Consider the following 14,801-nt stretch of genomic DNA (forward strand, 5'->3'; position numbering starts at 1 on the left):
CTTCGCTCCGGTTCCACCGAGACGCCGATCAGCCCCGGAACCGGAGAATAACTTATGTTTATGCGTGTCGATCAGCTTCAAGCCGAGCTTCCCGCCCCGAAAAAGAAAGATCCGAACGCCGCCGCGGCCCTACAGGAACTGCTCGGCGGCAAGTACGGGGAGATGTCGACACTGGGCAATTACATGTTCCAGAGCTTCAACTTCCGCAGCAAGTCCAAGTTGCGTCCGTTCTATAGTCTGGTTGCAGCCATCACGGCCGAGGAACTCGGCCATGTCGAGCTCGTGAGCAACGGCGTCGCCATGCTCAACAACGGCCCGGACAACGACGGCGACGAGACGAACGGCGGCGACATCTCGGGCGCCCCGTTCGAGGACATGAAGGACATTCGCCTCGCGGCCGCGTTCCTGTCCAACGGCGGCGGCGTGACCCCGGTCAATTCCAACGGTGCCTCGTGGAACAACGATTTCATCACCACCACGGGCAACGTGGTGGTCGATCTGCTGCACAACTTCCACCTCGAATGCGGCGCGCGCCTGCATAAGCTTCGGGTCTACGAAACCCTGACCGACCCGACGGGCCGCGAAGTCTGCGGTTATCTTCTGGTGCGCGGCTCGGTCCACGCCCACGCCTACGCCCTGGCGCTCAAGAAGATCACCGGCGTCGAGCTCGACAAGTTCCTGCCAACCCCGAACATCAATCTCGACAAGATCCCCGAGTGTCAGAAGTACCTGCAGGAGGGTTCGCACCGCCGGCTCTACACCTTCAGCCCGAGCGACTACAAGGAGATGGCGGGCATCTGGGGCAACGGCGAAGTCGCCCTTCCGGGCGATCCGCCCGGCGAGCTCTCCGTCGTCGAGGGCATGCCGGACGGCGGCAAGATCCACCAGCTCACGGGTGTCCCCTCGGCCTTCACCCCGGACTACGCCCCGGAGGAGATGTTCGAGATCGCCAAGAAGCTGACCCTCAAGGCGCGCTGAGGCGGGTTCTCTCGATGTGAAACAGGGGCGGTTCCTTCGGGGCCGCCCCTTCTGGTTCGTCCGAACGTGTCGACCCTGATTGCGCGCTCGGATCGCTCCGTCTGCGGCGGCTGCGCATCTTGGTCCGGGTGGTTTGCGAGCACGGGGCCAGTCCGGGCGGCCGTCGCCCGGACTGGCCCCGAGACGACGCGCCGGCTGCGAAATCGAGATTCGTCGGGGCCGCCCGCCGGGGGACGGCGTGATCCGTCACCGCCACGGACGCCCCCACTTCGGCAAAGCGCAACCGCCGGGCCCACAGACTGCCTCCGCCGCGCAGGAAAAACCCGAAATGGATCGACTGGGCCTCCGGGGGCACGTCCATGACGATGGACCGTTCCTGCCACCCGACGGTGCCGACGAGCGGCCCCTCGCGCGTGCGCCCATCCATGTTGTCGAAGGCCAGCATGCGCCCCTTGTCACCGTCGATCCGCATCCACAGCGATCCGGCGCCCGTGACGTCCCGTGCTCTCAGGTGCGCGCTGAGTTCGAGGCGCTTGTCGCGGAAGCCATCGGCGCGGAAGTTCTGCATGAGCGCCCCGAAGCCCGTCGATGCCGGACCGAGGGACGGGTCGGCCAGGGCGACCCGGTAGCGGATGAGCGCGCAGCCTTCCGCCGGATCGAGACCCATCTCGTAATCGTCGCTGCGGGTGCCGGCGACGGTCCAATCTTCGGGGAGGCGCAGGACGGGCCGGTCGAGCTGGGCCGCCAGGGTATTCCAGTCGCGCCAGCCGAACTGACGCGCGACACATTCCAGACTGTCGCCGTGGGAAATCTCGACACGGCGCTCGGCGAGCGCCTGACGAAGGCTCTTGGCCATCGCCTTCGGGTCATGTGGGATATGCATGCGTCCGATCCTCGAACCGGGCAGTCGCTCGTATCGGGGCTCGCTTTGCCGAGGGGACCGCCCAGGGGGTCAGACCGAATCGGGGGAAACGTGCATTCACCATGCCTTGCGGCGCGAGCGGCCGGCTGCACGAGCCGACATGACAGAAGCGCCGGCGGACCTCGCTGTCAACCCGGGAGCGTGGCGCCCTTGGTGGGTGGGGAGCGGGCCCTGACCCCTTGCCCTGAAGCGGACGCTCCGCCTCCGGTCCATCATCGGCGTTGGGGTGTGCCCTCCGTAATGACCGAAATTCAACGAACTGGAGCCTTTGGAACGTCCATCGTTGGAGTGCTGCCGCGATCTGCGTCGGTCGGACTTCTTCCCGAGCCTGATCCCGCCCTACACAATTGTCTTAATATGCGCCTTCGTCGGGGATGTTCAGCGTGGTGCCGCAGGCTTTGCAGTGTACAGCATCCAGCTCGTGACGCTGCAGCCCACAGGTCGGACACGGGAAGCGTACCTTGTAGGGGCGAAATACGACTTGGGCGAGCCGGAAGAAGAGTGTCACCCCGCATATCATCACGAACACCGAGATCAGGCGCCCGGTCGGTCCCGGTAACGTGATATCGCCGTAGCCGGTGGTCGTGAGGGATGTGACCGTGAAGTACAGTGCGTCGACCGGACTGCCGATCGCTGGGTTGCTCCCTGCTTGCGTGACGTAGATGACACCGGTCATTACGAACACGAACACCATAAGGTTGGTGGCGGCCAGAATGGCATCATCGTTCCGCCGGAAAAACGGACTATCGTGCCGCAACCGTTCAAGCAGTTGGTAGGTGCGCAACAGTCGAAGGGTGCGCAGGATGCGCAGAAAGCCGACGCCCTGCACGACCATTGGCGCCAGGAATGAGACGATCGCCACCACGTCCGTCCAAGTGCTCAGCCGCAGGAACTCGCGGGCCGGCGCCCGGCTAATCAGCAGGCGGCCGAGGAAATCGGCCAGAACACCTGCGCCAAGCGCCACGTCGAGTACGACGATCCAAGGTGAAAGTGGCAGAAAAGATGTGACGATGACGAAAGCGATCGTCGCTATGTCAAACGCCAGCAGTGCGTAACGGAAGCGGTGCGCTCGGTCGGTGTCGCCTTCGTAGAGGGCCTGAAGCCTAGCTTTCAGCGTGGTCATGAGTCCGATCTTACGGGCAGGGGTCAACCCATAACGCATCCTTGCCCGGCCCCATGGATTCGGACCCGACCGAAACGCGTTCGCCCCTAGAACGCCCCCCGGGACGCCCGCCACAGGCGCCAAAGCCGGCGCCAGCGCGGGATCTCGATGAGGGTGTTCAGCGGGTCGTAGCCCGGGCGTTCCATGGCGGCGAGGTAGGGTTCCACCAGGGCCACGGGGAGGAAGGCGGCCCGCGCGGCGGGCGCGATGGTGCCGCGCGCCGCCGCGTAGGCCGCGAGGTGGCGGCGGGCGAGCGCCCGAAGGTCGGCGCAGGCGTGCACGAGGCCGGGGCCGCCGCGGCCCGTCACCACGTCCTCGCGGGTGACGCCGTACGTCTTCAGGATGTCGGCCGGGAGGTAGACCTGGCCGCCGCGCGCATGCCACGGCAGGGACCGCAGCAGGCCGGTGATGCCGTAGGCGACGCCCGCATGGCCGGCGGCCGCCGCGCCGCCGGGCTCGGCGCCGTCGCACAGGACGAGGCCGCCGAGGCGGATGAGGGCCGAGGCCGTCTCGCCGCAATAGCCCTCGAGGTCGTTCACCCGCGGCATCGGGTCGTCGTAGAGGTCGAAGACGCGGGCGTCGATGAGATCGACGAAGGGCTGGCGCCCGAGCTTGCGCTTGACGATGGCGTCGTCGAGGGCCGCCGCCACGGGGTTGGCCTTCACGTCGCCCCGCGCCTCGCCCTGGAGGGCGTCGCGCCACCATTGCAGGCGGATCTCGCCCGCCATGGGGTTCGAGGCCGCCTCGCGGGTGCGGGCGATGGTGAGGCTGAAGGCGATGAGGGCGATGAGGTGCGGCCGGGCGCTCGCGGGGGCGAACAGGGTGGCGAAGTAACGGTCTGGGTCGCCCGCCTTCACCAGGGCCTCGCAATGCCCGAACGCGAAGTCGAGGCCGCCGGCCGGGCCGGCTTTGGTGTCAGTGTCCGTCATGCGACCGCCACCAGGGCGGCGGCGACCTTGCGGTTCTCGGCCACCAGGATGTTGTAGGTGCGGGCCGCCGCACCCGTCTGCATCACGTCGAGGCCGATGCCGGCCTCCTTCAGCCAGCGCCGCAGGGCGTCGGGCAGGGGCGCGATGTCGAGGCCGGTCCCGATGAGGAGGAGTTCGACCGCCCCCCCCTCCGCCACCACGGGCCGCAGGGCGTTGCGGTCGATGGCCCGGGCGTCGTCGGGCGCCCAGGCACGGACGCCCGAGGGCAGCATCAGGATCGAGCCGCGATGGGACATCTCGGCGAAGCGGAAGCCGCCGTTGCCGTAGGCGTCGATGATGTGGCGGCCGGGAACGTAGCCGTCGTGGAGGCTGCCGGCTGCCATGCGCTACTCCGCCGCCTGGGGCACCCGCCCGCCCGACCGGGCGGCCTGCGCCTTCACCCCCGAGAGCATGAGGCCGAGGTAGATCAGCACCGGCGTCGAGACGAAGATCGCCGAGTAGGTGCAGATGACGACGCCGGCCAGCATCACGATGGCGAAGCCCTTGATCGCCTCGCCGCCGAACAGCACCAGGGCGAGCAAGGACAGGAAGGCGGAGGTCGCCGTCATCACCGTGCGGGACATGGTGGAGTTGATGGACAGGTTGAGGAGCTCCACCGTGGGGATCGTCTTGTAGCGGCGCATCAGTTCGCGGGTCCGGTCGAACACCACCACGGTCTCGTTGAGCGAGTAGCCCACGATGGTGAGGATCGCGGCGATCGAGGTCATGTTGAACTCGATGCGGGTGATGACGAAGATGCCGATGGTGAGCACGATGTCGTGGAGGGTGCCCACGATCGCCCCGAGGGCGAGTTCCCGCTCGAACCGGAACCACAGGTAGAACAGCACCGCCAGCACCGAGAGCACCACCCCGATGGTGCCGGACTGCACGAGTTCGCCCGAGACGCGGGGGCCGACGGTCTCCGTGCGGCGGAACTCGTACTCGGCGTCGAACGAGGCGTGCGCCTTCTGCATCACCGCCGTCTGGCCCTGCTCGCCGGCCTGGAGCGGGAAGCGCACCAGGATGGTGCCCTGGCCGCCGAGTTCCTGCACCTCGGTCTCGCCGAAGCCGAAGCCGTTCGCCGTGTGGCGCACGGCCCCGACATCGGCGGTGCCGGATTTCGCCTGGAGCTCGACGAGGGTGCCGCCCTTGAAGTCGATGCCAAAGTTGAGGCCCACCGTGAGGAACAGGATCACGGTCGCCACCGACATCAGCGCCGAAAGCGGGAAGGTGAACCGCCGGAAGCGCATGAAATCGAAGTGCGATTCGTCGGGCCAGAGGCGGAGCAGACGCATGATCGGTCTCGAATGTGTCTCAGGGTCGAAAGGGCCGGCGGGCGTCCCCGGTGGGGACGATCAGAACGGCAGGGCTTTCGGCCGGGCGATATTGTACCACAGGGCGATCATCATGCGGGTCAGGGTCACGGCGGTGATGACGGTCGTGAGGATGCCGAGGATGAACACCACGGCGAAGCCCTTCACCGGGCCGGAGCCGAGGAAGAACAGGATCAGGGCGGCGATGGCCATGGTCGAGTTCGAGTCGATGATGGTGGCGAACGCCTTGTCGAAGCCCGCCTGCAGGGCCGAGACGATGGAGCGGCCCGCCCGCACCTCCTCGCGCACGCGCTCGTAGATCAGCACGTTGGAATCCACCGCCGTGCCGATGGTGAGCACGATGCCGGCGATGCCCGGCAGGGTCATGGTGGCCTCCAGCACCGACATCAGGCCCAGGATGAGGCCGACATGGACGATGAGGGCGATGTTGGCGAAGAAGCCGAACACCCCGTAGGTGGCGAACATGAACACGATGACCAGGGCGCCGGCGACCAACGTCGCCAGCTTGCCGGCCTGGATCGAGTCGCGGCCGAGGCCCGGGCCGACGACGCGGCGCTCGACCACGGTGAACTTCGCCGGCAGGGCGCCGGCGCGCAGGAGCACCGAGAGGTCGTTGGCCTGGGCGACCGTGAAGTTGCCCGTGATCTGGCCGGAGCCGCCGGTGATCGGCGTGTTGATGCGCGGCGCCGAGACCACCTCGTTGTCGAGCACGATGGCCATGCGGCGGCCGACGTTCTCGGCCGTCGCCTGCCCGAAGCGCTGGGCGCCCTTCAGGTTGAACTTGAAGGAGACCATCGGCTCCTGGGTCTGATGGTCGAAGGCCGGCTGGGCGTCGGTGAGGTCGCCGCCATCGGCCATGACCCGGCGCTCGACGGGGACCTTGGCGCCCTTCTCGTCCTTGGAAGGCAGCAGATCGACGTCACCCGAGGGCGAGTCCGACAGCATGCGGAATTCGAGCTTGGCGGTGCTCCCCAGGAGCTTCTCGAGGCGCTCCGGGTTCTGCTCGCCGGGCACCTGGATCAGGATGCGGTCGGCGCCCTGCTGCTGGATCGACGGCTCGGTGGTGCCCGTGGAATCGAGGCGGCGACGGATGACCTCGATGCCCTGGCTCACGGCGCGGCGGGTGCGCTCGGTGATGCCCGCATCGGTGAGGCTCAGGCGGATGGCGCCGTCGGGCTGCTCGGCGATGTCGAGGGTGCGGCCCGAGCCCTGGCCGACGAGGGGATTGGCGATGGGCTGGGCGAGTTCGCGCAGCTTCGGCAGCACCTTGGCGCGCGCCGCATCGTCGGGGACGCGGACCTGAACACCGCGCTGCAAGAGCTGGATGCCGCCCTCGGCCCGGACGGATTCCTGTTGGAGGATGCGGCGCACGTCGTCGCGGAGCGCCTTGCCCTGGGACGCCACGAGTTCGTTCTGGTCGACCTCCAGCAGGAGCTGCGAGCCGCCCTGGAGGTCGAGGCCGAGCACGATGGCGCGCTGGGGGATGATCCAGCTCGGGAACCAGCCCGGCAGCCCCGCCATGAAGCCCTTGCGCTGCTCCGGCGAGAAGAAGCTCGGCACGGCGAGGCTCAGGCCGATGAGGATGACGGCCAGCGTCGTGACGATCTTGGTTCGCGAGAAGCGCAGCATCCGGAAGTCCCGTCCCTTGCCGTTTCTTGATTGCGAGGCCGGCCCTTGCGCCGGCCTCGTCCGTCGATGGCTCAGGCGGCCTTGACCGGCCCGCCCTTGACCCGGACTTCCGCGATCATGGTGCGGACGACCTTGACGCGGACGTTGGGGGCGATCTCGACCTCGATCTCCGAGGCGTCGTCGGCGACCTTGGTGACGCGGCCGACGATGCCGCCGGTGGTGACGACGGTGTCGTCGCGGCGCACGTTCTTGACCATGCTCTGATGCTCCTTCACGCGGCGCTGCTGCGGGCGGAGGATCAGGAAGTACATGATGACGAAGATGAGGACGAACGGCACCACCTGCAAGGCGATGTCCGCTCCGCCAGCGGCCGCGGAGGCCCCTTGCGCGAAGGCGGGGGTGATCAAGCGCGTGACTCCTCAAGGATACGGCCCCGATCCCCTCGGGCGAGGGGGCGTGCGGGCCTGTCGAAAAAGCGCGCGGACTATAGCCACGGCCTAAGTGAAAGCAACGGCGTGGGCCTGGGGCGAAACGGTCCCGGGCGCAAGCCCCCTGCCCCGGGGGACGCTGATCTTTCGGCGGATTTGCCCTAAACCGGCCCCCGCGCCCGCCCGAAGGACCTTTCGCGATGACCTCTGCCACCGACCCGGCCCCGCACGAAACCCTTCACCCCGATCTGCTGCCCGTGCTGGAGCGCATCGCCGCCGCCCTGGAGCGGGCCGCGCCCCCCGCCAGCCCGGCGGTGGACGTCGCGGCGGCCGACGCGTTCCTGTGGGGGCCCGAGCGCCGGCTGATCCCGGTGCGCTCCGTCAACCGCGTCGAGATCGGCCTGCTCACGGGCATCGATCGGGCCCGCGACACGCTGGCGGAGAACACCCGGCGCTTCGCCGCCGGCCTGCCGGCCAACAACGCCCTGCTGTGGGGGGCGCGCGGCATGGGCAAGTCGTCCCTGGTGAAGGCCGTGCACGCCGAGATCAACGCGGCCCGGGGCGACGCCCTCCCGCTCAAGCTGGTGGAAATTCATCGCGAAGACATCGAGGCCCTGCCCGACCTCATGGCGACCCTGCGGGGCGACCGGCACCGCTGGATCGTGTTCTGCGACGACCTGTCGTTCGACGGCGACGACACCTCGTACAAGTCCCTCAAGACGGCGCTGGACGGCGGCATCGAGGGGCGCCCCGAGAACGTGCTGTTCTACGCCACCTCCAACCGCCGGCACCTGCTCGCCCGCGACATGGTGGAGAACGAGCGCTCCACGGCCATCAATCCCGGCGAGGCCGTGGAGGAGAAGGTGTCCCTCTCCGACCGCTTCGGCCTGTGGCTCGGCTTCCACAAGTGCAGCCAGGACGAATACCTCGCCATGGTCCGCGCCTACGTGGCCCGCCACGGGCTGACCGCCGACCCCGACACCGTGCGGGCCGAGGCCCTGGAATGGGCGACCACCCGGGGCTCGCGCTCGGGGCGCACGGCGTTCCAGTACATTCAGGATCTGGCGGGACGGCTTGGGCAGCGGTTGGGTTGAGCCCCGGGCCATTACCGAAGCTTCATCCTCACAATGAATACCGAAGCGCCATGCAGCAAACTCGAAGCATGAATCGAGAAGGGAAAATTCGTTCTTGCACTTTGGCTACCAAATATATCGTGCCCACACCAATCCTAAAGTTTTTGTCACGCGCGATTCGTGCATTCAATGGCCTCTATAAAATCTGCGCGCGTGCCGAATTGCGAGATATTTTGCAACGCTAGAACGATCACCCTATGGGCGTATCGAACAAACTCTTGCAATACATCTCTGTCAAAATCCGACCACTGCAATGAACCATGTCTAGCTCGAAGGCGGTAGATTGCGCGGACGATGCGAGCGACTTCGCTCGGCACTTCTTCATCATTCGCCAAAAGTTGCGCCATCCTTTTCTCGACTGAATAGGCAGCAACCTCTAATTCATGCTTGAGAAGAAGTCCTTCCATCGCCGATAGGGTGTAAATTAATCGATCGCTTGGCTCTCTAAAAGTGGCCGCTGTACCGAAAAGTATCATACCTGATCTTACAGCGCGCTCGAACTCGTCCAGATACTCCGTTCGGATCAACGCGCCCGTCGCGTTTAGAGCCTCTCGTAAATTCGCGAGCTTCGCATTTGACATCCGCCAGTACGCGACGCTGATGGGTAGGCCTTCCTCTGAATATGAGAAACTACCATCCCCAAGAACCAACACGTGGCTAGTTGGCACAACTTCACTGCCAAATAAAGATGTAGGGCAGTATAAATCGGCTACAGAAGCAGCTGGAGAAAAGAATCGCAGCAAATTAATGGCTTCGCGGCCTATCGCGAGACCTTCTAATTTCGCACGTTCGCTAACACCTTTTAAATGGACCACAACTGAAGCGTAACCTTGTATGGTCCCTCGTAGACTGTTGAATAGCCCGCGGATTCCCGCTTCTTGGCTAGGTGAAGATTTGATGCCATCTGACTCAAGTCTGTTGATCATTTCGGCGGTCATCGGAAGGATGTCTACGGGGCCGAATGAAAAACCGCTTTCAATCTCCAGGTGAGCTATTGGAGCCCAGACATCTAATGACTTCACTTCAATTTTGCTAATAGATACAATTGATTCGGCTAAATTTACGGCACCACCGGAATTGAACGATGAAATACACCAGTCAATTATCGCATTCCAAACAAATTTTTCGCTCAGACGCTGCTTAGCCCACGAGATATCAAATAATGAATTCGTTGTATTCTGAAGCAATTCAATGGATTTATGGTCGAACCCATAGACCTCTGATCCCCTTAAGATAAATCCAAGAACTGGATTTCCATCTTTATCCTCTCCAGCGATAATCGGCTGACCGATAATGTCTTCGGGCGTTATTTTTGCGCCAACAGGACGATCACTTTTGAAATGATCTTTTCCCATAGCAGCAAAATCTAGTTTACGAATGCTGGCGAGCAGATCAGCGCCCATTTGAGCAATTTCAATCGCAGTTGTTGGTGGAAGTAGAAAATCATCTATAAGTTCGCCTTCAAGGTCGGACACAGCGGATTGTTCAAGCGATTCCGTCTCATGCGGAACTTCAATCACACTCTTACTTAACGCATACTCTTCGCGCAGCGCATCAAGCTCTGCTATATCGGCCGCATGAAACTTTACAAGCTGATCGTCGATCCAAATTTGGAATTCTTCAATTTCTAAAGCATATGAGCTTACAAAATCTTCTATTGGCACTTCTTCTCCTACTGTATCTAAGTAGGCACGGGCCGGTGCGGTCCAACGATCCCAATTTCTCAACTTCTCAGCGTCGAGTTGCACCCCTGTCGTGATCTGTGCGGCCAAACTTGGCTGCTCAGGATCTTGGGAGTAACGGACAAACATTGTTGAACTAGGTAAACCTCAATGCAGCATGTAGTTTCGAAGATCATGTGTGAATTTCGCGATCGGATTTTTTTCAAACCGCCTCTTTGCTTCTTCTTCGTATATTTCTAACATGGATGTTCGTTCGTAATGGTCTTTCATAAAGACCCGGGTGTGATCGACCAACGTTTTCGCGGCAGCTACGAAGTTGTGTATCCTACGACTTACCTCTCTGTGAGCTTGTCTCCCAGCCTCTCTGTTATCATGAGACATCATACGCAAGCCGTGGTCAGGGTCACTTAAGTGTCGCAATGCCTCGATCAATTCTGTTGCGTTCGCACGAAATATATTAATCGAAAAACTTCTGCTATACTTCCGATTTACAAACGCCATTCCGGCGGAAGCTTCAATTGCTAGATCGATCTCGTGAGATTTCCGCGCTTGATCAGTCATGCTTCATCACCAGAAATAACCAAAACCACGATCTTCAAGAAACAAATCTTATAAAACGTTCTTCGGGGAGCAATCTGCTGTCCCGTCGCGATTATTCGCAACACTAATTTATTCAACGGATCCTCACAGAGGACGCATTTCTATCACAGCTAAATTTATCATAATCCAAATTCAGTATCGAAAGCTACTCAACCGAAATTTGGGCAGAAACAGAAAAGCCCGGCCACCACATAGGCAACCGGGCCTTTCACGAAGCTCAGACGCGAATGCGCGCCTAAACGATCAAAAAATCAATCCTTCAGATCGGCCGGGACCTTGCCGCCGTTCTCTTCGAGCTTCTTGATCACCTGCTTGTGCAGCCAGACGTTCATGGAAGCCGAATCGTCCTTGTCGCCCGTGTAGTGCAGCTCGTCGGCGAGCTGCTTGCGGGCGGTGAGGCTCGAATCGAGGTCGAGGAGCTTCATCAGGTCGACGATGGAGGTGCGCCAGTTGAGGGTCTGGCCGTTCTTGGCGGCCATGCCGTTGAGAACCTCCTCGACATCGACGGAGCCGGCCGGGACGGAACCGCCCGTGGCCGTGCCGGTGGGGGCGGGCGCGTCGGAGCCGGTGGTGGCCGGGGCGTCGGCGGGCTTGGCCTGGGCGTCGCCGCCTCCGAAGGGATGGAGGATCTTGCTGACGATGCTGCCGAGGAGGCTCATGGTGGAAATCCCTGATTCTGGTGCCGCCGCCGGCCCGGTGGCCGCAGCGGGGGGATAACGGAAGCGAGACGAGGCCGTTCCCGAAAGCCGCGCCGGAACCCGCCCGGGCCGCGACAGAACCGCCCTGCCCGCCCCCGCGAACGGAGAGGGATCTTCCAAAGCACGGGGCAACAGGCCGGAGACGCGAGCAAATTCTTGCGTGCCCCGGCGCCCCGTGCCAAGGCCCGGGACCAGAAGCCCCGATCGATCCGTGCGGTGGAGCCCTGGGGCGCCCCGTGCCGTCGGCCACCCTTCTCGACGCCCCTGACCGGACCTGACCGATGCGCCTCCTGCCCGTTTTCGCCCTGCTGCTCTCCATGACGGGCGTCGCCTCGGCCCAGAGCACCGCCCCCGTGCCCGTGCGCATCGGCGTGATCCCGGTCGTCGGCGCGGCGCCGGTCTTCGTCGCCAACGGCGAGGGCTGGCTCAAGGAGGCGGGGCTCGCCCCCACCTTCACCACCTTCGAATCCGGCCCCAACATGATCCAGGCCCTGGCGTCGGGCACCATCGACGTCTACGTCGCCGGCGTCGCGCCCCTCGCCGTCGCCCGCACCAAGGGCATCGACGTCCGCGTGGTGGCCGCCACCGCCATCGAGGAGATGGTGTTCGTGGCCGGGCCGAAGCTCGCCCCCTACTTCGCGAACGGCGCCGGCAAGGCCGAGGCCTTCGCCCAGTTCAAGGCCAAGGAGGGCCGGCCCGCCCGCCTCGCCACCCAGCCGCCGGGCTCCGTGCCCAACACCACCCTGCAGCATTGGCTCTGGCAGGTCGCCAAGGCCGACAAGGCGAATGCCGAGGTGGTCGCCATGGGCATCGACGCGACCCAGCAGGCGGTGCTGGCCGGGGCCGTCGACGGCGCCTCCATCCGCGAGCCGGCGCTCACCATCGTCCAGCAGCGCAACCCGGCGATCAAACTCATCGCCACGGGCGGTGAGATGTTCCCCAACCAGCCCGGCACCGTGGTGGGCGTGTTCGGCGCCTTCGCGGACAAGAACCCGGCGGCCGTCGAGGGCCTGGTGAAGGCCGTGATCAAGGCGAGCGAGTTGCTGAAATCCGATCCGGCCCGCGCGGCGAAGCCCGTCGAGGCGGCTTTGGGCAAGGGCATCACCGATCTCGCCACCATCCAGAAGGCCATCACCTCGCCGGCGGCGAAATTCACCGCCGATCCCCGCGCCATCGTCGAGGCCACCAAGGCGATGCAGGCCTATCAGGTCTCCATCGGGACGCTGGACAAGGACGTGCCGCTGGACGGTCTGTTCGACCCGCGCCCCTACGAGAAGGCGACCGCGCGCTGAGCCGCGCGCCCGCTTGAACCGCATGCCCGCGTTCCGCGCCACGGCGCTCTCCGCCCTCGGCCTCGCCGCCTTCCTGATGTTCTGGGAAGCGATGCCGCGCCTCGGCCTCATCAACCCGGCCTTCCTGCCGCCGCCGAGCACGATTCCGGCCGCCTTCCTGCGGGAGATCCAGCTTGGCGTGTGGGGCGAGGCCGTGTGGTCGAGCCTGAGCCACTACGTCGTCGGCCTCACTGTGGGCGCCGGGGCCGGCATCGCGCTCGGCCTCCTCAGCGGCATGTTTTCGGGGTTCGAGGCCGTCACCGCCTGGATCGTGCGGCTGCTGCGGCCGATCCCCGGCCTCGCCTGGGTGCCCTTCGCCATCATCTGGTTCGGGGTCCAGCCCTCGGCCGCCGTGTTCATCATCGCCATCGGCGTGTTCTGGATCGTGTTCTTCGCCACCCAAGGCGCCGTGCGCGGCGTCGACCGCGACCTCGTCGAGGTGGCGCAGGCCTTCGGCTTCCGCTCGCCGTGGTCGCGCCTCGTCAAGATCCTGCTGCCGGCCGCCACCCCGGGCATCCTCGTGGGCCTGCGCACCGCCCTGGGCCAGGCCTGGATGGCGGTGGTCGCCGCCGAGATCTTCGGCGTGCCGGGCGTGGGTGCGCGGATGATGCAGGCCTCCAGCCTCCTCTCCACCGACATCGTGGTCGTCTACATGCTCACCATGGCCGGCCTCTACGGCCTGTTCGACACCGGCTTCGTCGCCCTCCAGGGCTGGCTCCTGCGGTGGCGCGCGTGAGCACGCCCGTCCCCTCGCCCGTCTCTTCGCCCATCATCGCCATCCAGGGCCTCAGCCTCGCCTACGAGCGGGAAGGAGTGCGCAACACGATCCTCGCCGACCTCGACCTCACCATCGCGCGGGGCGAATTCCTCGTCATCGTCGGCGAATCCGGGGTCGGCAAGTCCACGGTCCTGCGGGTGCTCATCGGCCTCGCCCAGCCGAGCGCCGGCACCGTGCGCGTCGAGCCCCGCCCCGGCTGCCGCACGCCCATGGCCCTGGTGTTCCAGGACGCCCGCCTGCTGCCGTGGCGCCGGGTCGTCGCCAACGTGGCCTTCGGGCTGGAGGGCAGCGGCCTCACCAAGGCCCAGCGCCTCGCCAAGGCGGCCGAGATGCTGGCGCTGGTGGGCTTGGCCGACCTCGGCCAGCGCTGGCCGCACCAGCTCTCGGGCGGCCAGCGCCAGCGCGTCGCCATCGCCCGGGCCCTCGCCGTCGATCCCGACGTGCTCCTCATGGACGAACCGTTCTCGGCCCTCGACAGCTTCACCCGCGAAGGCCTGCAGGACGAGCTGCAGCGCATCCAGGCGGCCACCGGCAAGACCATCCTGTTCGTCACCCACGACATCGACGAGGCCGTCACCCTGGCCGACCGGGTGGTGGTCCTGGCCGGCGCCCCCGGCCGGGTCGCCGCGGAGATGACCGTCACGGTGCCCCGGCCCCGCCGCCGCCGCGACGCCGCGTTGCTGGAGGCCGCCCGCCAGTTGCGGGCCGAACTGTCGGGCCGCTCGGCCGAGCTGTGACGGCGCCGCGCCGGCCGAACCGTACCGGCGCCTTCGGCGCATGGGGGGCGTGCGCCGTTCCATCCGGGCGACGGACCGGCGCATTGCGCCGCGCGTGCGCCGGGCTTAACCCCGCCCGGGGCGTCCGTTTTCTCCGTAGGACCGCCCGAGGAGAAGGCCGATGCGCCGCCGCACCCGCTCCCTGATCGGCACCATCACGATGCTGGCCTTCGTCGTCGTCTACGCGCCGCTCGCCATGGCGCTCGCCGACAGCCGCATCTCGCAGACCCCGGCCCCCGTGCAGGCGGTGCTCTACTGCATCCTGGGCATCGCCTGGATCATCCCGCTGATGCCCCTCATCAGTTGGATGCAGCGGCCCGACTCCGACGCTTGACCGGAAGGCGCCGGGATTTCGCCGCACTCGCGGGGCACAAACGGCCCC

General features: G+C 65.2%; 15 protein-coding genes. 6 read left to right on the plus strand and 9 right to left on the minus strand.

Going from position 1 to position 14,801, the window contains the following annotated elements:
• Nucleotides 1–54 precede the first annotated feature (54 nt).
• Nucleotides 55–978 carry a manganese catalase family protein gene (locus tag ASG60_RS05505; RefSeq protein WP_056168855.1) on the plus strand — a complete coding sequence of 308 codons (924 nt, stop codon included), beginning with the start codon at nt 55–57 and terminating at the stop codon, nt 976–978.
• Here ASG60_RS05505 and ASG60_RS05510 read toward each other — a convergent pair.
• The 7 genes from ASG60_RS05510 to yajC all read right to left on the minus strand — a co-directional run bounded on the left by ASG60_RS05510 (nt 965) and on the right by yajC (nt 7,400).
• Nucleotides 965–1,861: a glyoxalase superfamily protein gene (locus tag ASG60_RS05510; protein ID WP_156398798.1), complete on the minus strand. Its 897-nt coding sequence runs from the start codon at nt 1,859–1,861 to the stop codon at nt 965–967. The genes ASG60_RS05505 and ASG60_RS05510 overlap by 14 nt on opposite strands.
• A gap of 391 nt (nt 1,862–2,252) precedes the next feature.
• Nucleotides 2,253–3,023, minus strand: a complete 771-nt coding sequence (locus ASG60_RS05515) for an ion channel (RefSeq protein ID WP_056171446.1) — start codon at nt 3,021–3,023, stop codon at nt 2,253–2,255.
• An 86-nt stretch (nt 3,024–3,109) separates the two neighbouring features.
• The gene (locus ASG60_RS05520; protein WP_056358715.1) at nt 3,110–3,991 is read right to left on the minus strand and encodes a phytoene/squalene synthase family protein; all 882 of its coding nucleotides are present in this window, start codon (nt 3,989–3,991) and stop codon (nt 3,110–3,112) included.
• On the minus strand, nt 3,988–4,374 hold the full coding sequence (locus ASG60_RS05525) for an MTH938/NDUFAF3 family protein (RefSeq protein ID WP_056171450.1): 387 nt from the start codon (nt 4,372–4,374) through the stop codon (nt 3,988–3,990). Before ASG60_RS05525 ends, ASG60_RS05520 begins: the two co-directional genes overlap by 4 nt.
• 3 nt (nt 4,375–4,377) lie before the next feature.
• The gene (gene secF, locus ASG60_RS05530; protein ID WP_056171451.1) at nt 4,378–5,325 is read right to left on the minus strand and encodes a protein translocase subunit SecF; all 948 of its coding nucleotides are present in this window, start codon (nt 5,323–5,325) and stop codon (nt 4,378–4,380) included.
• A gap of 60 nt (nt 5,326–5,385) precedes the next feature.
• Nucleotides 5,386–6,993: a protein translocase subunit SecD gene (gene secD / locus ASG60_RS05535; RefSeq protein WP_056171453.1), complete on the minus strand. Its 1,608-nt coding sequence runs from the start codon at nt 6,991–6,993 to the stop codon at nt 5,386–5,388.
• 71 nt (nt 6,994–7,064) lie between these two features.
• Nucleotides 7,065–7,400: a preprotein translocase subunit YajC gene (gene yajC / locus ASG60_RS05540; protein WP_056171456.1), complete on the minus strand. Its 336-nt coding sequence runs from the start codon at nt 7,398–7,400 to the stop codon at nt 7,065–7,067.
• A gap of 221 nt (nt 7,401–7,621) precedes the next feature.
• On the opposite strand from yajC, the gene ASG60_RS05545 reads away from it, so the two are divergent.
• Nucleotides 7,622–8,515 (plus strand): ATP-binding protein, encoded by an 894-nt coding sequence (locus ASG60_RS05545; RefSeq protein WP_056384445.1) that lies wholly within the window; start codon nt 7,622–7,624, stop codon nt 8,513–8,515.
• Between the two features lie 146 nt (nt 8,516–8,661).
• Here ASG60_RS05545 and ASG60_RS22505 read toward each other — a convergent pair whose 3' ends face one another.
• Both ASG60_RS22505 and ASG60_RS05550 read right to left on the minus strand, forming a co-directional pair.
• Nucleotides 8,662–10,365, minus strand: coding sequence for a hypothetical protein (locus ASG60_RS22505; protein WP_210168486.1), 1,704 nt, complete (start codon nt 10,363–10,365; stop codon nt 8,662–8,664).
• Nucleotides 10,366–11,087: 722 nt separating this feature from the next.
• On the minus strand, nt 11,088–11,495 hold the full coding sequence (locus tag ASG60_RS05550) for a DUF3597 domain-containing protein (RefSeq protein WP_056384446.1): 408 nt from the start codon (nt 11,493–11,495) through the stop codon (nt 11,088–11,090).
• A 356-nt stretch (nt 11,496–11,851) separates the two neighbouring features.
• Here ASG60_RS05550 and ASG60_RS05555 point away from each other — a divergent pair, with 356 nt between their 5' ends.
• The 4 genes from ASG60_RS05555 (at nt 11,852) to ASG60_RS05570 (ending at nt 14,753) form a co-directional block, all read left to right on the plus strand.
• Nucleotides 11,852–12,826, plus strand: coding sequence for an ABC transporter substrate-binding protein (locus ASG60_RS05555; protein ID WP_244472929.1), 975 nt, complete (start codon nt 11,852–11,854; stop codon nt 12,824–12,826).
• Nucleotides 12,827–12,848: 22 nt separating this feature from the next.
• Entirely contained in the window at nt 12,849–13,601 is a 753-nt protein-coding gene (locus ASG60_RS05560) for an ABC transporter permease (protein WP_056358726.1), read from the plus strand.
• Nucleotides 13,589–14,380, plus strand: a complete 792-nt coding sequence (locus ASG60_RS05565; RefSeq protein ID WP_200947653.1) for an ABC transporter ATP-binding protein — start codon at nt 13,589–13,591, stop codon at nt 14,378–14,380. Before ASG60_RS05560 ends, ASG60_RS05565 begins: the two co-directional genes overlap by 13 nt.
• Before the next feature lie 160 nt (nt 14,381–14,540).
• Nucleotides 14,541–14,753: a DUF2842 domain-containing protein gene (locus tag ASG60_RS05570; protein ID WP_056171466.1), complete on the plus strand. Its 213-nt coding sequence runs from the start codon at nt 14,541–14,543 to the stop codon at nt 14,751–14,753.
• Nucleotides 14,754–14,801 lie beyond the last annotated feature (48 nt).

Origin of the sequence: Methylobacterium sp. Leaf469 (genome assembly GCF_001424745.1) — a bacterium.
Taxonomy (GTDB): domain Bacteria; phylum Pseudomonadota; class Alphaproteobacteria; order Rhizobiales; family Beijerinckiaceae; genus Methylobacterium.